The organism is Streptomyces sp. NPDC054866, assembly GCF_053610745.1.
Map to the genome: position 1 here is coordinate 777,346 of NZ_JBSGZA010000001.1, position 20,925 is coordinate 798,270.

General features: G+C 70.4%; 16 protein-coding genes. 5 read left to right on the plus strand and 11 right to left on the minus strand.

The genetic code is table 11. The features are described from left to right. Window positions 1-18: 18 nt before the first annotated feature. The 3 genes from ACWGI2_RS03315 to ACWGI2_RS03325 form a co-directional block, all read right to left on the minus strand. Window positions 19-1,287 (minus strand): ABC transporter substrate-binding protein, encoded by a 1,269-nt coding sequence (locus tag ACWGI2_RS03315; protein WP_453693502.1) that lies wholly within the window; start codon window positions 1,285-1,287, stop codon window positions 19-21. Window positions 1,288-1,398: 111 nt separating this feature from the next. Further along, on the minus strand, window positions 1,399-3,222 hold the full coding sequence (locus ACWGI2_RS03320) for an AMP-dependent synthetase/ligase (protein ID WP_453693504.1): 1,824 nt from the start codon (window positions 3,220-3,222) through the stop codon (window positions 1,399-1,401). Window positions 3,223-3,426: 204 nt separating this feature from the next. Then, complete coding sequence (locus ACWGI2_RS03325; protein WP_453693506.1) at window positions 3,427-4,929, minus strand: MFS transporter; 1,503 nt, start codon at window positions 4,927-4,929, stop codon at window positions 3,427-3,429. A 120-nt stretch (window positions 4,930-5,049) separates the two neighbouring features. On the opposite strand from ACWGI2_RS03325, the gene ACWGI2_RS03330 reads away from it, so the two are divergent. Beyond that, a complete protein-coding gene (locus ACWGI2_RS03330; protein WP_453394429.1) occupies window positions 5,050-6,060 on the plus strand; it encodes an Lrp/AsnC family transcriptional regulator in 1,011 nt (336 codons plus the stop codon). On the opposite strand, the gene ACWGI2_RS03335 is transcribed toward ACWGI2_RS03330, so the two are convergent. Continuing rightward, the gene (locus ACWGI2_RS03335) at window positions 6,048-6,923 is read right to left on the minus strand and encodes a LysR substrate-binding domain-containing protein (protein WP_453693508.1); all 876 of its coding nucleotides are present in this window, start codon (window positions 6,921-6,923) and stop codon (window positions 6,048-6,050) included. The genes ACWGI2_RS03330 and ACWGI2_RS03335 overlap by 13 nt on opposite strands. 116 nt (window positions 6,924-7,039) lie before the next feature. Between ACWGI2_RS03335 and ACWGI2_RS03340 the strand changes: the two genes are divergently transcribed. Beyond that, a complete protein-coding gene (locus tag ACWGI2_RS03340; protein ID WP_453394431.1) occupies window positions 7,040-8,089 on the plus strand; it encodes a bile acid:sodium symporter family protein in 1,050 nt (349 codons plus the stop codon). Here the strand turns inward: ACWGI2_RS03340 and ACWGI2_RS03345 are convergent. From ACWGI2_RS03345 to ACWGI2_RS03375, 7 genes are all read right to left on the minus strand, one after another. After that, a complete protein-coding gene (locus tag ACWGI2_RS03345; protein WP_453693510.1) occupies window positions 8,025-9,284 on the minus strand; it encodes a hypothetical protein in 1,260 nt (419 codons plus the stop codon). The two genes, ACWGI2_RS03340 and ACWGI2_RS03345, sit on opposite strands and share 65 nt — an antisense overlap. A gap of 10 nt (window positions 9,285-9,294) precedes the next feature. Then, window positions 9,295-11,193 (minus strand): exo-alpha-sialidase, encoded by a 1,899-nt coding sequence (locus ACWGI2_RS03350; protein WP_453693512.1) that lies wholly within the window; start codon window positions 11,191-11,193, stop codon window positions 9,295-9,297. A 242-nt stretch (window positions 11,194-11,435) separates the two neighbouring features. After that, entirely contained in the window at window positions 11,436-12,284 is an 849-nt protein-coding gene (gene fdhD / locus ACWGI2_RS03355) for a formate dehydrogenase accessory sulfurtransferase FdhD (RefSeq protein ID WP_453394434.1), read from the minus strand. A 5-nt stretch (window positions 12,285-12,289) separates the two neighbouring features. Beyond that, window positions 12,290-13,150, minus strand: a complete 861-nt coding sequence (locus ACWGI2_RS03360; RefSeq protein WP_453693514.1) for a 2Fe-2S iron-sulfur cluster-binding protein — start codon at window positions 13,148-13,150, stop codon at window positions 12,290-12,292. Further along, complete coding sequence (locus ACWGI2_RS03365; protein ID WP_453693516.1) at window positions 13,147-15,189, minus strand: NADH-ubiquinone oxidoreductase-F iron-sulfur binding region domain-containing protein; 2,043 nt, start codon at window positions 15,187-15,189, stop codon at window positions 13,147-13,149. Before ACWGI2_RS03365 ends, ACWGI2_RS03360 begins: the two co-directional genes overlap by 4 nt. 13 nt (window positions 15,190-15,202) lie before the next feature. Further along, window positions 15,203-17,131, minus strand: coding sequence for a molybdopterin oxidoreductase family protein (locus tag ACWGI2_RS03370; protein ID WP_453394437.1), 1,929 nt, complete (start codon window positions 17,129-17,131; stop codon window positions 15,203-15,205). Window positions 17,132-17,153: 22 nt separating this feature from the next. Next, window positions 17,154-18,131, minus strand: a complete 978-nt coding sequence (locus ACWGI2_RS03375) for a 2-dehydropantoate 2-reductase (RefSeq protein WP_453394438.1) — start codon at window positions 18,129-18,131, stop codon at window positions 17,154-17,156. A 220-nt stretch (window positions 18,132-18,351) separates the two neighbouring features. On the opposite strand from ACWGI2_RS03375, the gene ACWGI2_RS03380 reads away from it, so the two are divergent. The 3 genes from ACWGI2_RS03380 (at window position 18,352) to ACWGI2_RS03390 (ending at window position 20,868) form a co-directional block, all read left to right on the plus strand. Further along, complete coding sequence (locus ACWGI2_RS03380) at window positions 18,352-19,686, plus strand: OFA family MFS transporter (RefSeq protein ID WP_453394439.1); 1,335 nt, start codon at window positions 18,352-18,354, stop codon at window positions 19,684-19,686. Next, a complete protein-coding gene (locus ACWGI2_RS03385) occupies window positions 19,655-19,798 on the plus strand; it encodes an MFS transporter small subunit (protein ID WP_202121416.1) in 144 nt (47 codons plus the stop codon). Before ACWGI2_RS03380 ends, ACWGI2_RS03385 begins: the two co-directional genes overlap by 32 nt. Window positions 19,799-19,920: 122 nt before the next feature. Continuing rightward, the gene (locus tag ACWGI2_RS03390; RefSeq protein ID WP_453394440.1) at window positions 19,921-20,868 is read left to right on the plus strand and encodes a beta-ketoacyl-ACP synthase III; all 948 of its coding nucleotides are present in this window, start codon (window positions 19,921-19,923) and stop codon (window positions 20,866-20,868) included. Window positions 20,869-20,925 lie beyond the last annotated feature (57 nt).

The following is a 20,925-nucleotide window of genomic DNA, read 5'->3' on the forward strand; positions in this document are numbered from 1 at the left end:
GAAGCTGCTACAGGCCCTCTACTTGAAGGGGATGGGTTCGTAGCACGTGAAGGGCGACGACACCGAGTACTTCCCGCCCTTCAGCTGCACGAGGGCCCCGCAGCCGAACGCCTCCTTCTGGCCCTTGGGCAGGCTGCGGTCGCCGACCATCGTGTCCTTGTCGGAGAAGCCGTTCGCCGCCTGCTGGAAGGAGTCGACGGACAAGTCCTTGCCCGCCTTCTCGGTGATCGCGAGGAAGAGATCGGCCGACATGTAGCCGGTCATCATGTGCATGTTGAGCGGGACGTCCTTGCCCGCCGTCTTCCTGATGTCCGCCTTGAACTGCTTCATCGCCGCGGTGTTCTGCTCGAACGGCTGGAAGGACAGCAGGATGTGCACGCCGTCGAGCGCCTTCTTCGTCGCGCTCTTGGCGAGCAGGCCGGGGTCGTAGTCGGTCGGGTCCGTGATCACGCCCTTGAAGCCGGAGCGCTTGACGGCGGTGAACAGGCCGATGTTGTACGGGGTCTGCATCACGGAGACGACCACGTCCGGCGCCTTGCCGCCGTCGGAGCGCAGGATCTCCTTCGTGTACGCCGACCAGTCGCTCGGCACGGAGGTCGCGGGCACGGTCGACTTGGCGTACGTGACCTTGTAACCGGCCGCCGCGAAGCTCTGCTTGTAGGTGCGGATGGCGAAGGTGCCCGCGTCGTTGTCGTTGGCGAGGATGGCCACGGACTTGCCCTTCGAGCCGTCCGTCACCTTCTTCAGGCCCTCGGGCCAGCTCTGCGTGATGGTGCCGCCGGGCATCGGGACCATGCAGCCGCCGAATCCGTACATGTAACTCGGCCCGCAGAAGGGCGGGATGGTGCCCCAGCCGAACGTTGGGACCTTCTGCTTCTGGAGGAAGTCGGAGCCGGAGAAGGTGACCGAGCTCATCGGCGAGATGGCGAACACCTTGTCCTGCTGGACGAGTTTGCGTGCCGCCGCGAGATTCTTGCCGGGGTCCTGGCCGTCGTCCTCCGCGCCGAGGTAGTCGATCTTCCGTCCGTGTACGCCACCTTCGGAGTTCACGCGGTCGAAGCGGGCCTTGGCGCCGAGGTCGGTGTCCTTCTTGCTGTAGCCGCTGGCGGTCGTCATGGAGACGATGCCGCCGACCTTGATGGAGTCGGCGGTCACACCGCGTACGGAGCCGCCTGCCTTGTCGCCGCCGCTCGAATCACTGCTGTTGGAGGCGGAGTTGCAGGCGGTGGCGAGCAGCAGTGCGGCCACGGTGGCGGTGATGGTGCGGATACGGATCGATCGCGACACGGGTCAGCCCCCTGAAGTCGAAGTGGGGCTGATTCTGTGCGGGACCTGATGAACCGTCAAGAACTGTCGCGCCGGTAATTGATGGGCCGTCAGAAACCCGCCCTGTTCACCTCACGCCCGGTACAGGGCCTCGACCTCAGCCGAGTAAGCCGTCTCGATAGCCTTACGCTTGAGCTTCAGCGAGGGCGTGAGCAACCCGTGCTCCTCGGAGAACTGGTTCGCCAGTATCCGGAACGTACGGATCGATTCGGCCTGCGAGACAAGGGTGTTGGCGGCCACCACGGCCCGCCGCACCTCCGTCTCCAGATCAGGGTCCCGCACCAGGTCCGTGGGCGACATCGGCGGCTTGCGGCGCATGTTCAGCCAGTGCTCGACCGCCTCGCCGTCCAGCGTGACGAGCGCCGCGATGTACGGGCGGTCGTTTCCCACCACGATGCACTGCGCGACCAGCGGATGATCGCGCACCCGCTCCTCCAGCTGCCCCGGCGAGACGCTCTTGCCGCCGGACGTCACCAGGATCTCCTTCTTGCGCCCGGTGATCGTGAGGTAGCCGTCCTCGTCGAGCGCGCCGAGGTCACCGGTGGCGAGCCAGCCCTCGTGCAGGGTCGCGTCGGTGGCCTTGGGGTCGTTGAGGTAGCCCTGGAAGACGTTGCCGCCGTTCAGCCACACTTCACCGTCCTCCGCGATGTACACGGTGGTGCCGGGGATGGCCTGGCCGACCGTGCCGAAGCGGGTGCGCTCGGGAGGGTTGGCGGTCGCGGCGGCCGTCGACTCCGTCAGGCCGTAGCCCTCGTAGATCTGGACGCCCGCGCCCGCGAAGAACAGGCCGAGCCGCCGGTCCATCCCGGACCCGCCCGACATCGCGTGGCGCACCCGGCCGCCCATGGCCTCGCGCACCTTGGCGTAGACGAGCTTCTCGAAGAGAGAGTGCTGCATGCGCAGGGCCGCCGAAGGCCCGGGGCCGGTGCCGAAGGCCCTGGCCTCCATGGCGTCGGCGTACCGCACCGCGCACTCCACGGCCTTGTCGAAGGGGCCCGTCTTGCCGTCCTTCTCGGCCTTGCGCCGCGCCGCGTTGAAGACTTTCTCGAAGATGTACGGCACGGCCAGGATGAAGGAGGGGCGGAACGCGGCCAGGTCGGGGATGAGCGCCGCCGCGTTCAGGCTCGGCTGATGGCCCAGCTTGACCCGGCCGCGGACCGCAGCGACCTGCACCATGCGCCCGAAGACGTGCGCGAGGGGCAGAAAGAGCAGCGTCGTCGCCTCGTCGCCGCGCCGGGAGTGGAAGACCGGCTCCCAGCGCTGGATGACCGTATCCGCCTCGAACATGAAGTTCGCGTGGGAGATCAGACAGCCCTTGGGGCGGCCCGTGGTGCCCGAGGTGTAGATGATCGTGGCGATCGAGTCGGGGGTGACGGCGCGGCGGTGGCGGTTGACCACCTCGTCGTCGACGTCCTGGCCCGCGCGGTACAGCTCGTCCACGGCGTCGGCGTCCAGCTGCCACAGCCTGCGCAGCTGCGGCAGCCGGTCGATCACCGAGCCGATCGTCATCGCGTGGTCCTCGTGCTCGACCATGGCGGCCGACACCTGCGCGTCGTGCAGCATCCAGAAGACCTGCTCGGCGGACGACGTGGGGTAGATGGGCACCACTTGGGCGCCGACCGTCCAGAGCGCGTAGTCGAAGAGCGTCCACTCGTAGCGGGTGCGGCACATGATGGCGACGCGGTCGCCGAAGCGCACGCCCTGGGCGAGCAGCCCTTTGGCGAGCGCCATCACCTGGTCGCGGAACTCCGCCGACGTGACGTCGCGCCACACGCCGTCGGTCTTGCGGCCGAAGGCGATGTGGAGCGGATCCTCAAGGGCATGGTCGAACACGACGTCGGCAAGGCCGCCCACCAGCGGCGCCGACGCCGACGGAGGGTTCGTGAACTCGCGCAATGATGCTCCTTGTGGCGCTCCGCACAGCGCCGGTGACGGTACCCCACCGCGCTGCCGGGCGGGAGAGGGGTGACCGACCCCTCGGTACGTACGATCCACGCTGGTCAGCCGGTTAAATGCGGCCACAAGGGGAGAGGCGGGACAGAATACTTACGGTTGAGTAAGTTTCGGTGGCGTAATCTCCACCGAATCTGTACGCGGCGGTTACGGCTGTGGCTGTCGTTCCAAGACCCGCCCCGCGGCCGCCGGAACGACAGCTTCCGGCGCCTTGGGCGTCCTGCGCGCGGACCGCACCATGACGAGGACCGCCGCTCCCGCGACCAGACCCACGACGCCCGCGACGACCGCCGCCGTGTTGAGGCCCGAGGCGAACGCCGCCCGCACGGCATGATCGCTAAGCGTGCCACGCATGGCCGCCGCACCGCCGCCCGCGACGGTGTGAGCCGCGTCATGGCCGAGCGAGTCCTGCATGCGCGAGGTCAGCACGGTGCCGAAGACGGCGACGCCGAGCGCGTACCCGAGCTGCCGGAACGTGTTGACCGCGCCGCCCGCCATCCCCGCGTTCGCAGGCGGCACCGCCGCGAGGGCCGCGCCTCCCAGGGCGGGCGAGACCAGGCCGGTGCCGATGCCCGCGAGAGTGAGCCCGGGGACGAGCGAACCCCAGGACGACCCGGCGTCGAGCACCGCGAGGGCGACACCGCCCGCACCGATCAGGAGCAGGCCCACGCCGATGGTCAGGCGCGCCGGCACCCCGTGCAGCAGGCGTCCGCCGAGCGCGGCCACGACGAACGAGGTCGCGGCCAGCGGCAGCATGACGAGGCTGCCGGTCACCGGGCTCATGCCGAGCACGGTCTGCAGCCAGATCGAGAGGTAGGGCATCAGGCCGAAGGCGGCCGCGTTGTAGCCGATCGCGCCGACCAGTACGCCCGTGAAGGCGGGCATGCGCAGCAGCCTCAGGTCGAGCAGCGGGTGCGCGACGCGGCGTTCGACGGCCACGAAGGCGGCGAGCGAGAGCACCGCGACCGCGAGGGTCGCCACGGTGGGCGCCGAAGTCCACCCCTCCGCACCGGCCCGCACCACCCCGTACGTCAGCGCGCCCGCGAACAGCGCGAACGTCACCGTGCCCGCCCAGTCGACCCGACGCCCTGCCAGGCCCTTCGACTCCGGCACCACACGCAGGGTCAGCCACATCGACGCGACGCTCACCGGCAGGTTCACGAAGAAGATCCACCGCCAGCCGGGCCCCTCGGTGAGCAGCCCGCCGACGATCGGCCCGAGCGCCGCCGCGGCCCCGCTGACCGCGCCCCAGACGCCGAGCGCGACCGACCGGTCCCGCCCCTGGTAGGCCGCGCCGAGCAGCGGCAGCGTCGTCGCGAACATCGCGGCGGCGCCGAGCCCTTGCAGCGCGCGGGCGGCCACCAGAGCCTCCGCGTTCGTGGCGAGCCCGCAGCCGAGCGAGGCGAGCGCGAAGAGCGCGGTGCCCACGACGTTGAGCCGCCGCCGGCCGAGCACGTCCGCCGCGGCGCCGACCCCGAGCAGCAGCGCGGCGAGCGCGAGGGCGTAGCCGTCGATCACCCATTGCAGATCACTCAGCGAGGCGTTCAGCGCCCTCGCCATGTCGGGCAGTGCCACGACCACGATGGTCACGTCCAGCAACAGCATGAACGTCCCCAGGCATACCGCTGTGAGCGGCCCCCATGTACGCATCTTCAACTCTCCTCGTGCGATTCGTACGACGCGTGTACGTGCCTCGTATGGCTCGTACGATGGAGTTCGCCCGGACGATCCAAGTCACCAGTCACGAGAGATCGAAGGAATCCGACACCGATGGGCAGTGCAGGAACGGAATCCCCCACATCGGGCATGCAGGACTCGTTCGACGCCAGGCTCCTCCAGGCGCTGGAGATCGACGGCCGCGCGCCCTTCAGCAAGATCGCCGCCGTCCTGGGGGTCTCCGACCAGACCGTCGCCCGCCGCTACCGCAGGCTGGTCTCGGACGGCAGCCTCCGGATCGTCGCAGTCCGGGACCACGAGAAGCTCGGCCAGGAGCAGTGGATGCTCCGGCTGCGCTGCGCTCCCGACGGCGCCGATGCCATCGCCACCGCCCTGGCGCGCCGCTCTGACACCTCATGGATCGGCCTCACGTCCGGCGGCACCGAGGTCGTCTGCTGCACCCGGCCACGCACCCGCACCGACCAGGACGAGCTGCTGCTCGCCAAGCTGCCGCGCACCCCGCACATCGTCGACATCCGCGCCCAGCAGATGCTGCACCGCTTCTTCGGCGGCCCGGACGGCTGGCTGATGAAGCACGGGCCGCTCTCCGATGAGCAGATCGCGGCCCTGCGCGCCGTGCCGCCCGCGCCCGCCGCCCACGCCAAGGCGCCCCAGCGGATCGAGCCGGAGGACGAGCCGCTCGTCGCCGCGCTCGAACAGGACGGCCGAGCGACCTACCCCGAGCTCCAGCGGGCCACCGGGCGTTCGGAGTCGGCCGTCAAGCGCCGCCTCGGCGCGCTCCTCGCCTCCGGCGCGATCTACATCGACATCGAGTACGCCAACACCCTCATCGGACTGCACGTCGCGGCGATGCTCTGGATCACCACCGCACCCTGGGCCATGGACTCGGTGGGCAAGGCCCTCGCGTCCCACGCCGAGATCGCCCACGCCACCGCCGTGGCAGGGCCGTCCAACATCATGGCGACGGCCGTGACCCGGGACATTCCGGCGCTCTACGCCTACCTCAGCGGGAAGCTGGGGCAGCTCGACGGCGTCCAGCACGTCGAGACGGCGCCGTACATGCGCCGCGTCAAGCAGCTCACCTACCGGCCCTATCCCCGCTGACGCCGCCGGTGCAGCCGGTCGCCGCCCGCGAGGATCGATGCCGCCAGCGCGTCCGCCGCGCCCTGCGCCGACGCCTGCGGCTCCCCGTGCAGGAGTACGAAGTCGACCGCGCCGAGCTCCGGAAGGCCCGCCCGCTCCGGGACACGGACCAGACCCGGCGGGATCAGGCCGTGCGAGTGCGCCATCACGCCGAGTCCCGCGCGGGCGGCGGCCACCAGGCCGTTCAGGCTGCCGCTCGTGCAGGCGATCCGCCAGGCGCGGCCACGCCGCTCCAGGGCTTCCAGGGCGAGGGCGCGGCTGATGCCGGGCGGCGGGAACACGATGAGCGGCACCGGCTTCTCGGGGTCGAGGCGCAGCCGTTCGGCGCCGATCCAGACCAGCTCGTCGTGCCAGACCAGCTCGCCGCGCGGATCCTCGGGGCGCCGCTTGGCCAGGACCAGATCGAGCTTGCCCGCGTCCAGCTTCTCGTGCAGCGTGCCGGACAGCTCGACCGTCAGCTCCAGATCGACGTCCGGGTGGTCGTGCCGGAACGACTCCAGGATGTCGGTGAGCCGGGTCAGGACGAAGTCCTCCGAGGCGCCGAACCGCAGCCGCCCGCCGAGCCGCGTCCCGGTGAAGAACGCCGTCGCCTGCTCGTGCACCTCCAGGATCCGCCGAGCGAAGCCGAGCATCGCCTCGCCGTCCTCGGTCAGCTCCACCGAGTGCGTGTCGCGCGCGAAGAGCTGGCGCCCGGTGGCGTCCTCCAGGCGGCGCACGTGCTGGCTCACCGTGGACTGCCGAAGCCCCAGACGCCGGGCGGCCTGCGTGAAGCTCAACGTCTGGGCCACCGCGAGGAACGTACGGAGCTGGGCGGGGTCGTACATGCTCACAAGGTTATCGCGGAACGTGATGACAGTCAGAGCGGTATCCGGGATTCCCGATCGCGGTGATCAGGAGGATCATCGAGAGGGCACGACATGAACCGAACCGATGGAGCGAAGTGAAACGCCCGAGCTGGCCCACCTGGATGCCGATCGACCCCTACATCCTGGCGTTGCTCGGCACCGTAGGCGTCGCCGCGCTGCTGCCCGCGCGCGGCGTGGGCGCCGACATCGCGGGCGGGGCGTCGACCGGGGCCGTGGCGCTCCTGTTCTTCCTCTACGGAGCGCGGCTCTCCACCCGTGAGGCACTGGACGGGCTCAAGCACTGGCGGCTCCATCTCACCGTCCTCGCCTGTACGTTCCTGGTCTTCCCGCTGCTCGGGCTCGCGGCGAAGGGCCTCGTTCCGTACGTCCTGACGCCCGCCCTCTACAGCGGGTTCCTCTTCCTGACGCTCGTGCCGTCCACGATCCAGTCGTCGATCGCCTTCACCTCCATGGCGCGCGGCAACGTGCCCGCGGCGATCTGCGCGGGCTCGTTCTCCTCGCTCGCCGGCATCGTCCTCACGCCGCTGCTCGCGGCCGCCCTGCTCGGCAACAGCGGGGGCGGGTTCTCCGCCGACTCGGTCCTGAAGATCGTGCTCCAGCTCCTCGTGCCGTTCCTCGCCGGGCAGGTCCTGCGGCGGTGGATCGGCGGCTTCATCGCGCGGAACAAGAAAGTGCTGAGCCTCGTCGACCGGGGCTCGATCCTGCTCGTCGTCTACACCGCGTTCAGCGAGGGCATGGTCCAGGGCATCTGGCACCAGGTGACGCCGCTGCGGCTCGGCGCGCTGCTCGGCGTGGAGGCGGTGCTGCTCGCCGTGATGCTCGCCCTCACCTGGTACGGGGCCAAGAAGATGGGCTTCGGCCGCGGGGACCGCATCGCCATCCAGTTCGCCGGGTCGAAGAAGTCCCTCGCGGCCGGACTGCCCATGGCGAGCGTCCTGTTCGGGGCACATGCCTCGCTCGCCGTGCTGCCGCTGATGCTCTTCCACCAGATGCAGCTGATGGTCTGCGCGGTGATCGCCAAGCGCCGCTCGCGGGACGTCGTGGACTTCGAGGACACCGTCACTGAGCCGTCGCGATCCGAAGAGACACGAACCGCGGTCGGTACAGGGACACGTTCCGGCTGACGTTCGCCTGCGCGCTCGCGGGCGCCGCGTCCAGCCAGTTGACGTCGTAACTGAGCAGCAGCCGCCCGTTCCGGCTGAGCGCGGGATGCGCCTGGGGGTTGTACGCGGCCATGTCCTGCTCGGCCGAGCCGTCCTTCGGCAGCGGCGGCGCGAAGCCCTTCGCGGGGCCGTGCCAGGGCCCGGTGGGCGAGCACGCCCAGTAGGACGTCACGTTCGTCAGGCCCTCGGTGCCCGCGGCCATCGTGAACAGGACGTACGTCCCCTTCACGCGCACCACCGTGAACGCGCTGCCCACACCCTTGCGCTCGCCGTCACCGAGGACGGACCGCGGCTTCCCTGACCCGGTCCAGTCCTCGCCGTCCCAGTACCGCCACGCGCCGGGCTCCGCAAGCCTGCCCTTGGGGACGCGCGCCACGTAGGCGTGCGACGCGGGGCGCGCGACCGCCTTGCCGTCGTTGCCGCCGAAGACGTACGTCCAGTCGCCGTCGTCGACCGTCGTCGTGCCGTACAGGACGCGCTTGTCGAGGTCCCGCACGGCACTCTGGTCGGAGACCTTGACGATGCCCTCGACGCGCAGATCGGGCAGGGAGAGCGTGGCGACCTCGGTCGCGGTCGGCACCCCGTAGATCCACGGACCCGAGCCGGTGGCGCGGGTCCACAGCAGGACGCGTACGACCTTGTCGGACGAGCCGGGGGAGCGGGGCTCCACCTTCGCGGCGACCGGCCAGCGCCACTGCTGCGGCGCAGGGTCGGGGAAGAGCGGGGCGGGCAGGGTGCGTTGCAAGGTGCCCGAACGCGACATCACCACGGCCGAGTTGCGCACCATGGGCGCGGTCGCGTCACGCCAGGTGTGGGGCTGGCCCGCGGGGTTGGGCGGGGCGTGCACCTGGCCGAGGAAGGTGTCGGAGAACAGCCAAAGGAGTCGCCCGTCCGGCAGGCGCACCGAATGCGTTCCGTCGCCGCCGGTCCAGTCGTCCGCCCGCGCCGTGTCGTCGCCGTAGCGGGCGAACGCCCCGGTGACCTTGTCGTCGGCGGTCCAGGACGAGACGGTGCGTGCCTGACATGCGTCGCCGCCCTCCCGGTCGTCTTCCGGGAGGGCGGTGAGCAGCACGGCCGCGCAGGCCAGGGCGAGCAGCAGGACGAGCCACGTCCTGCGCGCGCCCCAGCCACGGCGTGGACCTTGGTCGGCGGACACGTGCGGGACGTTAGTTGCTCCCGCGGATGTGGTCCATGGGGAGCCATGCGACGGTGTCCCGCGTCACAGGCGCCTTGGACGCGCCGTCCCGGCCGAGTGAGGCCAGCTCGGCATCGCTCAACGCACGGTCGAAGACCCGTACTTCGTCGATGGCTCCGGCGAAGTGGGCGCGGCTGTCGATCCGTTGGCCGATGTGGAAGCCGTACCCGGAAGTGCGGGTGACCGTGCCCGGGACGTCCGCGGTGGTGATCCGCGTGCCGTCGACGGACATCGTCAGCTGCCCTCCGCCACGGCGCAACGCGATGTGGTGCCACTGGCCGTCGTTGTAGGCGCCCGTGGTGCGCACGGACGCGGACTTCGGGGGAGTGCCGCCTTCGCGCGTGGTGATCAGACCCGTGACGCGGTTGCTCGCGGGCTCGCCGCGCAGCCACACCTGCGGCTGATTGGTGCCGATGCCGCCCATCCAGAGCAGCGGCTGTTCACCGCTGGTCGCGGAGTAGCGGAACCACAGGGATGCCGTGAAGTCCTTGGTGCCGAGCGGGAGTTGACTGCGGAAGGGCAGGCGTACGGCGTCGTTCGTGCCGTCGAAGGCGATGGCATCGCCGAACCGGCCCTCGGTCGTGGACGCCCCGCCGAGCACGGCCGCCGCCTTCGCGCGCGGCGCGCGGTCGCCGGTCGTCGGGTCCGGGCCGCGGCGCGGCTGCAGCCAGTCCTCGGTGAAGCGCGCGAAGCGGATCTCGTCGCGGGCGTCGACCGCCCCGCCCTCGTACATCAGGCCCACGTGCTCGCCGTCGGCCCGCACCATGTCCGAATAGCCGGACCAGTCCGTGGTGACCGTCGTGCCGCGGTCCACGCTGTCCCAGGTGCGGCCGCCGTCGTAGGACGAGCGGATCTGCATCGTGCGGCGCCGGTCGGGGTCACCGGGGCAGGCGAGCAGCATCCGCTTGCCGAACTGGAGTGTGGAGCCCTGCACTTGGGGCGTGTAGAGACCGGGAATGGCCTTGAACGGCGCCACGAAGGAATCACCCCCGTCACGGCTGACCGTGTGGGTGCGGTGCCCGAGGTCGGTGCCGTCCTGCTCGCGCCCGCTGACGTAGACCGCCCCGTCCGGGCGCTCCGTGATGGTCATCTCCGACGGCTTCTGCCGGAACGTGCCGTCGGCCGGTATCGGGTACGAATCCTTGGCGCCGATCCGCCAGTTGTCGCCCCCGTCGTCGCTGACGATCAGGGCCGCGTGGTTCGCGGTGACCCGACTGCCGTTCCACGTCTCGGTGTTGACGGTGAAGACGAGTCGGCCCGCGTGCTTGCCGCGGGTCAGCTGGAGACCGTGCACGGGCCCGGTCGCGTACCAGGAGTTCCAGTCCTTCGGCAGGATCTGGTCGCTCAGGTCGCGCGGCGCCGACCAACTGCGGCCGTCGTCGTCGCTGTACTGGAGGTGTGGGGTGCGGTCGCACGGTATGGCGCAGTTCTGTCCGTCCGTGCGGCCCGTGTTGTACGTCTCCGCGAGAATGATGCGGCCGGTCCTGCGGTCCACGATCGGCGCGGGATTTCCGTGGGTGTCGCCCGCGCCCTCGTTCACGACCTGGAGCGGGCTCCACGTGCGGCCGCCGTCGTGCGACCGCTTGACGACGATGTCTATGTCGCCCGCGTCACTGCAGTCGTTCACCCGCCCCTCGGCGAAGGCGAGGAGCGTGCCCTTCACTGTCTTCACCACCGCGGGGATGCGGTAGCAGGCGTACCCGGGGTCCTGCGAGGCCTTGAAAAGCACCTGCTGCTCGAACCCCGCCGCACGGGCGTCCGGCGCCGCCTGCGCCGCGGGCCCGGGGACCAGCGCCCCCAAGGCGACGACGGCTAAGGCAGCCGTGGCGGTGCGGAGCGATCTGAGGCGTACATGGAGAGCTGATGGCATGGCGCGGCCCACCCTTCAAGGTGACTGGACATCCTGACATCCCACGTCCGACGTTCGCGCCTCAGACGCTACTTGGACGGTTCGACACCCCACAAGAAGCGTGCGTGGCACGAATGGACGCGGCCTGGTCAGGGGACCGGACCCAGTGGACCCGGGAGGGCGGGCGGGACCGGGACCCCGCCGGCGCAGGGGGCGCTCCCCGCCGGCCGGGGTCCCGCCGCCGTGCAGCCGGGAGCGGCCGGTCAGCCCTGGGAGGCCGCGGCCCGCACGGCGATCCGGTGCTCGCCCGCGTACACGTTCATGGAGGAGCCGCGCAGGAAGCCGACCAGGGTCAGGCCCGTCTCGGCGGCCAGATCGACGGCGAGGGACGACGGCGCGGAGACGGCGGCGAGCACCGGAATGCCCGCCATCACCGCCTTCTGCGCCAGCTCGAACGAGGCGCGTCCCGAGACCAGGAGCACCGCCCGCGACAGGGGCAGCCTGCCGTCCTGGAGGGCGCGCCCGACGAGCTTGTCGACCGCGTTGTGCCGGCCCACGTCCTCCCGTATGTCGAGGAGTTCGCCGTCCTCCGAGAAGAGCGCCGCGGCGTGCAGGCCCCCGGTCCGGTCGAAGACCCGCTGTGCCGCGCGCAGCCGGTCGGGGAGGCACGCGAGCAGCTCGGTCCCGAGCCGGACCGGGGGAGTGTCGGAGATCGGGAACCGGGCCGTCGTCCGGACCGCGTCCAGGCTCGCCTTGCCGCACAGGCCGCAGGACGAGGTGGTGTAGACGTTGCGTTCGAGATTGATGTCGGGCAGGACGAGCCCCGGGGCGGTCTTCACGTCGACCACGTTGTACGTGTTCACGCCGTCCGCCGTGGCCCCGGCGCAGTAGACGATGGACTGGAGCTCGTCCGCCGAGCCGAGCACCCCCTCGCTCACCAGGAAACCCGCGGCGAGCGCGAAGTCGTCACCCGGCGTGCGCATCGTGATGGCCAGGGGCTTTCCGTTGAGCCGGATCTCCAGAGGCTCCTCCGCGACGAGGGTGTCCGGCCGCTCGCTGACGGCCCCGTCCCTGATGCGGATGACGCGGCGGCGCTCCGTGACTCGTCCCATGTCGATCAGTCCCGGTTCTGTACGTGCTGGTAGCCGAAACGGCCCTTGATGCAGAGGTTGCCGTGGGTCACAGGATTGTCGTGCGGTGAGGTGACCTTCACGATGTCATTGTCCTGCACGTGCAGGGTCAGATTGCAGCCGACTCCGCAGTACGCGCACACCGTCGTCGTCTCGGTCTGCCGCTCCTCGTCCCAGGTCCCCGCGGCCCGCATGTCGAACTCCGACTTGAAGCTGAGGGCGCCCGTCGGGCAGACCTCGATGCAGTTCCCGCAGTACACGCACGCGGATTCGGTCAGCGGTCCGTCGTGCTCGACGGCGATCCGGGCGTCGAAGCCACGGCCCACCACGGAGATGGCGAACGTGTTCTGCCACTGGTCACCGCAGGCGTCGACGCACTTGTAGCAGAGGATGCACTTGTCGTAGTCGCGCACATAGAGGTCGTTGTCGACCCTGGGCTCCTCGTTCAGGCGGGCGGCGTCCGGTCCGAAGCGGTCGGGCTTGGCCTCGTACTCCTTGAGCCAGCCCGCGACCTTCGGCGTGGTCGACATGTCGACGGAGGAGGCGAGGAGTTCCAGCACGACCTTCCGGCTGTGGCGGGTGCGCTCGGTGTCGGTGAGGACGGTCATGCCCGGCTCGGCGCGACGCGAGCAGGCCGGGGCGAGCGTGCGGGCACCTTCGACCTCGACGACACACACCCGGCAGGCGTTCTTCGGGGTGAGGGTGTCGCCCTCGCAGAGGGTCGGGACGTCCTTGCCCGCGGCCCGGCAGGCGTCCAGGATGGTCGACCCCTCGGGCACTCTGGCGTCCTGCCCGTCCAGCGTGAACTCGACGAGACGGCGCGGGATTCCCAGCGGTACGGCGGTCACTTGTACGCCCCCAGGCGGTCGATGGCGGATTCCACGGCATTCCACGCGGTCTGGCCGAGCCCGCAGATGGAGGCGTCCCGCATGGTCCGCCCCACCTCGCGCAGCAGGGCGATGTCGGCGGCGGTGTCCGCCCCCGTCCGCTCGACGATGCGGTGCAGGGCCTCCTCCTGCCGGACGGTGCCGACCCGGCAGGGCACGCACTGGCCGCAGGACTCGTCGCGGAAGAACTCGGCGATGCGCAGGAGGACGCGGGGGAGCGGCACCGTGTCGTCCAGGGCGAGCACGACACCGGAGCCGAGCGTGGTGCCCGCGTCCCTGGTCCCCTCGAAGGTGAGCGGGATGTCGAGCTCGTCGGGCCGTACGAAGCCTCCGGCCGCGCCGCCCAGGAGGACCGCGCGGAGGTTGTCCGGCATCCCGGAGAGGGCGAGGAGCTCGCCGAGGGTGGCGCCGAAGGGGAGTTCGTAGATGCCGGGGCGTTCGACGCTGCCGGAGACGCAGAAGAGCTTGGGCCCGGTGGATTTGCCGGTGCCGATGGCGGCGTAGGCCTCGGCGCCCATGGTCAGGATGGGGAGCACGTTGACGAGGGTCTCGACGTTGTTCTCGGCGGTGGGTTTGCCGAAGAGCCCCTTCTCGACAGGGAAGGGCGGCTTGGAGCGAGGCTCTCCTCTGTACCCCTCGATGGAGTTGAAGAGGGCGGTCTCCTCACCGCAGATGTAGGCGCCTGCGCCCCTTCGTATCTCGATGTCGAAGGCGTAGCCCTGCCCGAGGACGTCGTCCCCGAGGAACCCGCGGGCGCGGGCCTGTGCGATGGCGTGTTCCAGCCTGTGCAGGGCGCGGGGGTACTCGCCGCGGAGGTAGAGGTAGCCGAGGTGGGCGCCGGTCGCGTACCCCGCGATGGTCATCGACTCGATGAGTGAGTACGGGTCGCCCTCCATGATCACCCGGTCCTTGAAGGTGCCGGGCTCGGATTCGTCGGCGTTGCAGACGAGGTAGTGGGGGTGGTCCGGCTGCGAGGCCGTGGCCTGCCACTTCCTTCCCGTGGGGAAGGCGGCGCCTCCTCGGCCGAGGAGGCCGGAGTCCGTGACTTCGCGGATTACTTCGGCGGGGCCGATGGCGAAGGCCTGCCTCAGGGCGGTGTAGCCGCCGTGGGCGCGGTAGTCGTCCAGGGAGGTGGGGTCCACGGTGCCGATGCGCTTGAGGAGGATCAGGCCGTCCTGCCCGGCCTGGGGGACGGCCAGGGCCGCGGGGGGTTCTGCGGGGGCGGATTCGGGGGTGAGGGCGGCTTGGGTGAGGGTGTCGGGGGCGGCGGGGGCGAGGGTCGCGGTGACGTAGGTCTTCTCCCCAACCCCGCCCCTTCCCGAAAACCCGCTCTGGCGCGGGGGCCTTGGTGGCCGTTGATCACCGGCTTCGCCGAGTTCGTCCTCAAACGCCGGACGGGCTGGAGGGGTTTCAGCCCGTCCGGCGTTTGAGGACGAGCCGTCAAGGCGATTGGCTGTGACGCCAGGCCCCCGCGCCAGCGGGTTTTCGGGAAGGGGCGGGGTTGGGGAAAAATGCGCCGCAGGCACACCGGCCCGCACCACAAGCGCCGCAGGCGCCCGCTCGCACAGCCCCAGGCAGGGCGAGGCCTCGACGGTCACCCCGGACGCGGGGCCCAGCCGCGCCTCCACCTCCCCGCAGAGCGAGGCCCCGCAGACGAGGTCCGTGCAGACCCGCACCACCGTCGCGGGCCGCGGCCGCACCGAGAACATGGAGTAGAACGTGGCCACCCCGTACCCCTCCGCCGGCGGCACCATCAGCCGCCGGCAGAGGTAGTCGAGGCCCCCCTCGCTCACCCACCCCACGCGGTCGTTCAGCGCGTGCAACCCCGGCAACAGCTCATCCCGCCGCTCCCGCGCCGCCCGGCCACCCCGCGCCCACCGCAGGTCCGCGTCGCTGCGGTCATCGGCACCCTCCCAGGCCGATTCCGGCGGCCCGAGCACCGCGTCGACCGCCGCCCGCTCCTCGTCCGTCGGCTTGCTGTCACCGAAGTGCAGATCCATACGTCACCTCACCTCACTGGACCGTCGCCGGCACGGTCAGCTTGTCGATACGTATCGCCGACGCCTTGAACTCCGCCGTGCCCGCGATCGGGCAATTGGCCTCGATCGTGAGCTGGTTGGTGTCGACCTCGTCGGGAAAGTGCATGGTCATGAAGGCCAGACCGGGGCGGAGCCCGGGGTCCACCCACACCGGCGCCGTCACCGTGCCGCGCCGCGAGGACACCCGGACCTCCTCGCCGACCACGACCCCGTACCGCTCCGCGTCCTCCGGGCACAGCTCGACGTACTCGCCGCGCCGCAGCGGCGAGGCGAAACTCCCGCTCTGGACACCGGTGTTGTAGGAGTCGAGCCGCCGTCCCGTCGTCAGCCGGATCGGGTAGGAGTCGTCGGTGAGGTCGACCGGCGGGTCGTGTGCGACGAGCCCGAAGGGCGCGAGCATGCCGCGTCGCGCCGGGTCCGCTTCCCACAACCGGCCGTGCAGGTACGTCGGTTCGACCCGGTCCTCCGAAGGGCAGGGCCACTGGATGCCCTGCAGGGACTCCAGACGGTCGTACGTCATGCCCCAGTGGTCCGGCGACACCGCCCGCAGCTCGTCCCACACCGCCTGCGCGTCCGCGTACTTCCAGTCGTGGCCGAGCCGCTCGGCGAGGTCGCAGAGGATGTCGATGTCCTCGCGCGCCTCGCCCGGCGGCCGCACGGCCTTGCGCACCCGCTGCACGCGCCGCTCACTGTTGGTCGTCGTGCCGTCGGTCTCCGCCCAGGCCGCCGTGGCGGGCAGCACCACATCGGCCAGCTCGGCCGTCTTCGTGAGGAAGATGTCCTGGACCACGAAGAAGTCCAGGGCCCGCATCCGGCGCATCGCCTGCTCGCTGTCCGCCTCCGACTGCGCGGGGTTCTCGCCGATGCAGTAGACGGCCTTGAGCGAGCCCTCCTCCATCGCCTCGAACATCTCCGTCAGGTTCAGCCCGTACCGCGGCTGGATGACCGTGTCCCAGGCCGTCTCGAACTTCACCCGGCTCTCCGGGTCGAGGATGTCCTGGAAGCCGGGCAGGCGGTTGGGGATCGCCCCCATGTCGCCGCCGCCCTGCACGTTGTTCTGCCCGCGCAGGGGTTGCAGGCCCGAGCCGTAGCGCCCCACGTGGCCGGTCAGGAGCGAGAGGTTGATCAGCGCGCGGACGTTGTCCGTGCCGTTGTGGTGCTCGGTGATGCCGAGGGTCCAGCACAGCTGGGCCCGCTCGGCGCGGGCGTAGGCGTGCGCCAACTCCCTTATCGCGGCGGCCGGTACGCCCGTCACCTTCTCGGCGAGCGAGAGCGTCCACGGCTCGACCAGGGCCGCGTACTCCTCGAAGCCGGACGTCGCCCGCTCGATGAACGCCCGGTTGGCCAGGCCCGCGTGGATGATCTCGCGGCCGATCGCGTGCGCCATCGGGATGTCCGTGCCGACGTTCAGGCCGAGCCAGCTCTCCGCCCACTCGGCGGTCTTCGTGCGGCGCGGGTCGACCGCGTACATACGGGCGCCGTTCCTGATCCCCCTCAGGACGTGCTGGAAGAAGATCGGGTGCGCGAAGCGGGCGTTGGAGCCCCACATCACGATCAAGTCGGTGTGTTCGACCTCTTCATAAGAAGACGTGCCGCCGCCCGAGCCGAAGGCCGCGGAGAGGCCCGCGACGCTCGGTGCGTGGCAGGTGCGGTTGCAGGAGTCGACGTTGTTCGTGCCCATCACCACGCGGGCGAACTTTTGCGCCACGTAGTTCATTTCGTTGGTCGCGCGGGCGCAGGAGAACAACCCGAACGCACCGCGTGCCGCCTGGAGCCCCGCCGCCGTACGGGTCAGCGCCTCGTCCCAGGTGGCCCGGCGGAACGGCTCGTCGCGCGAGTCGCGTACGAGGGGGTGGGTGAGCCGGGTGTACGTCGTGGGCACCCGGTCCCGCTTCTTGCTCATGCCGCGCTCCTCATGTTCGCGCTCATGCCGCGCTCCTCATACGGTCGGCCAGCAGATCCGAGATGGCGTGGACGGTACGGAGCGTCGGCACCGGGACCCCGGTGATCTCCGCGAGTTCGACGACGGCCGCGAGCAGCACGTCGAGTTCAAGGGGTTTGCCGCGCTCCAGGTCCTGGAGCGTGGAGGTGCGGTGGTCACCCACGCGCTCGGCGCCGGCCAGGCGCCGCTCGACGGAGATGTCGGGGCGGCAGCCGAGTGCCGCCGCGACGGCGAGCGTCTCGTTCATCATGATCTCGATGACGCGGCGCGTCCCGCCGTGCAGGCACATCTCACGCATCGTGGCGCGGGCGAGCGCGCTGATCGGGTTGAAGGAGATGTTGCCGAGCAGCTTGATCCAGATGTCGCCGCGCAGTTCGGGCTCGACGGGGCACTTCAGGCCGCCCGCCTGCATGGCCTCGCTGAAGGCGAGACAGCGCTCGGAGCGCGAGCGGTCGGGCTCCCCGATGGAGAACCGGGTGCCTTCCAAGTGCCGTACGACGCCCGGCCCTTCGAGCTCCGTCGCCGCGTACACCACACACCCGATGGCCCGTTCGGGCGCGATCACCGCACTGACCGCGCCGTCAGGGTCCACGCTGCTGACGCGGTGGCCGTCGTGCGGGCCGCCGTGCCGGTGGAAGTACCACCAGGGGATGCCGTTCTGCGCGGCTATCACCGCCGTCTTGTCGTGCAGAAGCGGCTCGATCAGCGGCCCGCACGCCGCGTACGAGTTGGCCTTCAGGCCCAGGAAGACGAAGTCGACGGGGCCGATGTCGGCCGGGTCGTCGGTGGCGTGGGCCCGCGCGGTGAAGTCGCCGCGAGGGCTGTGGACACGTACTCCGTGCTGCCTCATGGCCGCCAAATGCGGTCCACGGGCGACGAGATGGACGTCGGCACCGGCGCGGTGCAGCGCGGCTCCGACGTAGGCGCCGATCGCACCGGCGCCGAGGACTGCGACTTTCACGGTGGCGCGCTCCGTTCGGTTGAGGGATCCGAAGAAGGCTCAGGGATCGACATCGCACGGCCATGTCGCATGCCGCATCGCATGCCATGAGTGTCGATGGAATATTGTCTACAGTATGGAAGTTGGCCCAGCAAGGGGTCGCGCGCCACATTGCATACCGTCGACGGAATCGCGCTTGCCTCTTCCCAACTCCCCTTCCGGGTTCCTACTGTTCGGGATCATGAGGCCCCCCGTCGCACCCCCGGGCTGGAGCCGCTGGCTCGTACCGCCCGCCGCCCTGTCCGTGCACCTCTCCATCGGCCAGGCCTACGCCTGGAGCGTCTTCAAGCCCCCACTGGAATCGGCACTCCACCTCAGCGGCACGCAGAGCGCGCTCCCCTTCCAGCTCGGCATCGTGATGCTCGGCCTCTCGGCGGCCTTCGGCGGCACGCTCGTGGAGCGCAACGGTCCGCGCTGGGCGATGACGGTCGCGCTCGTCTGTTTCTCGTCCGGCTTCCTGATCGCGGCCCTCGGCGCGGCGATCAGTCAGTACTGGCTGATCGTCTTCGGCTACGGCTTCGTGGGCGGTATCGGACTCGGCATCGGCTACATCTCGCCCGTATCGACCCTGATCAAGTGGTTCCCGGATCGTCCCGGCATGGCGACCGGCATCGCGATCATGGGCTTCGGCGGCGGCGCGCTCATCGCCTCGCCATGGTCGGCGCAGATGCTGGACTCCTTCGGCGCGGACTCCGGCGGCATCGCGCTCGCCTTCCTCGTGCACGGCCTCACGTACGCCGTCTTCATGGCGCTCGGCGTGCTCCTGGTGCGGGTGCCGCGTACGGAGGGTGCGCGGAAGCCGGGCGCTCCCGGCGCGCTCGACGGGCCGCAGGTGTCCGCGCGGGCCGCCGTACGTACGCCTCAGTTCTGGTGCCTGTGGGTCGTGCTCTGCATGAACGTGACCGCGGGCATCGGCATCCTGGAGAAGGCGGCGCCGATGATCACCGATTTCTTCTCCGACACCTCGACACCGGTCTCGGCCGCCGCGGCCGCGGGCTTCGTCGCCCTGCTCTCCGCGGCGAACATGGCCGGACGTATCGGCTGGTCGTCGACGTCCGACCTGATCGGCCGCAAGAACGTCTACCGCGTCTACCTGGGCGTGGGCGCACTGATGTATCTGCTGATCGTCCAGTTCGGGGACACATCGAAACCGCTCTTCATCGTCTGCGCGCTGGTGATCCTCTCCTTCTACGGAGGCGGCTTCGCGACGATCCCCGCGTATCTGAAGGACCTCTTCGGGACCTATCAGGTCGGCGCGATCCACGGGCGTCTGCTGACCGCCTGGTCGACGGCCGGTGTCCTCGGTCCGCTGATCGTCAACTGGGTCGCCGACCACCAGGAAGAGGCGGGCAAACGGGGAGCGGGGCTCTACGGCCTCTCCCTGACGATCATGATCGGACTGCTGATCGTCGGCTTCGTGGCGAACGAGTTCGTCCGTCCCGTCCACGCCCGCCACCACATCCCCGCCCCGAGGGAGGCCGCCCATGACGGCGCCGACCAGCACGCCGCCCAGTAGTCCGCCCCGCCGCAGGGCGCTGATCGTCGCCGCCTGGCTCTGGGTGGGGGTTCCGCTCGGATATGGGCTTTATGAGCTCGTACACAAGGCCACCCAGCTCTTCACCGGGTGACACGATGATGAGAAGTGGCCAAAGCCGACGCCCGATTCCTGTCGCTTTACGTGTCCTGTTACTGGTGAGTCGCTGAGCAGACTGGACCGTCCCGCATCTCCGGCAACAAGGGGGACCCGTTCATGCACGGCTCACGCATCGCCGCCGTCGGCCACTACCAGCCCGCCAAGATCCTCACCAACGAGGACCTGGCGGGCATGGTCGACACCAGCGACGAGTGGATCCGCTCCCGCGTGGGCATCCGCACCCGCCACATCGCCGGACCCGATGAGCCGGTCGACGAGCTCGCCGCGCAGGCCGGCGCCAAGGCCGTGGCCGCCGCGGGCCTCGCGCCCGACGCCATAGACCTCGTCCTGGTCGCCACCTCCACCGCGATCGACCGCTCACCGAACATGGCGGCCAGGGTGGCGGCCCGGCTCGGCATCCCGTCACCGGCCGCCATGGACATCAACGTCGTCTGCGCGGGCTTCACGCACGCGCTCGCCACCGCCGACCACGCCGTGCGGGCCGGGGGCGCCACCCGCGTCCTCGTGATCGGCGCGGACAAGATGTCCGAGGTGGCCGACTGGACGGACCGCACCACGTGCGTCCTGGTCGGGGACGGTGCCGGAGCCGCGGTCGTCGAGGCGTGCGGCCCCGGCGAGGAGCCCGGCATCGGTCCCGTGCTCTGGGGCTCGGTGCCCGAGATGGGCAATGCCGTCCGTATCGAGGGCACGCCCCCGCGGTTCGCGCAGGAGGGGCAGAGCGTCTACCGCTGGGCGACGACACAGCTGCCGCCGCTGGCCCGCAAGGCCTGCGAGAGGGCCGGTCTCACGCCGGAGGATCTGGCCGCCGTCGTCCTGCACCAGGCCAACCTGCGCATCATCGAGCCGCTCGCCGAGCGGATCGGCGCGGTCAACGCCGTCGTCGCGCGCGACGTGGTGAACTCCGGCAACACTTCGGCGGGCAGCATCCCGCTCGCCCTGTCCAAGCTGGTGGAGCGCGGCGAGATCAACCACGGCGATCCGGTGCTGCTCTTCGGCTTCGGAGGGAACCTGTCGTACGCGGGCCAGGTCATCCGCTGCCCGTAATGCGGCCCCACCATCGTCCCCGCACGGTGTGACGGGACCGACTCCCCCTGGTGCTGG

Excerpts from the sequence above, each read along its gene's own strand:
- ACWGI2_RS03390 (WP_453394440.1), top strand. The coding sequence starts at position 19,921 with ATGCACGGCTCACGCATCGCCGCCGTCGGCCACTACCAGCCCGCCAAG.
- ACWGI2_RS03380 (WP_453394439.1), top strand. The coding sequence starts at position 18,352 with ATGAGGCCCCCCGTCGCACCCCCGGGCTGGAGCCGCTGGCTCGTACCG.
- ACWGI2_RS03330 (WP_453394429.1), top strand. The coding sequence starts at position 5,050 with ATGGGCAGTGCAGGAACGGAATCCCCCACATCGGGCATGCAGGACTCG.
- ACWGI2_RS03385 (WP_202121416.1), top strand. The coding sequence starts at position 19,655 with ATGACGGCGCCGACCAGCACGCCGCCCAGTAGTCCGCCCCGCCGCAGG.
- ACWGI2_RS03325 (WP_453693506.1), bottom strand. The coding sequence starts at position 4,929 with ATGCGTACATGGGGGCCGCTCACAGCGGTATGCCTGGGGACGTTCATG.
- ACWGI2_RS03370 (WP_453394437.1), bottom strand. The coding sequence starts at position 17,131 with ATGAGCAAGAAGCGGGACCGGGTGCCCACGACGTACACCCGGCTCACC.
- ACWGI2_RS03350 (WP_453693512.1), bottom strand. The coding sequence starts at position 11,193 with ATGCCATCAGCTCTCCATGTACGCCTCAGATCGCTCCGCACCGCCACG.
- ACWGI2_RS03335 (WP_453693508.1), bottom strand. The coding sequence starts at position 6,923 with ATGTACGACCCCGCCCAGCTCCGTACGTTCCTCGCGGTGGCCCAGACG.
- ACWGI2_RS03365 (WP_453693516.1), bottom strand. The coding sequence starts at position 15,189 with ATGGATCTGCACTTCGGTGACAGCAAGCCGACGGACGAGGAGCGGGCG.
- fdhD (WP_453394434.1), bottom strand. The coding sequence starts at position 12,284 with ATGGGACGAGTCACGGAGCGCCGCCGCGTCATCCGCATCAGGGACGGG.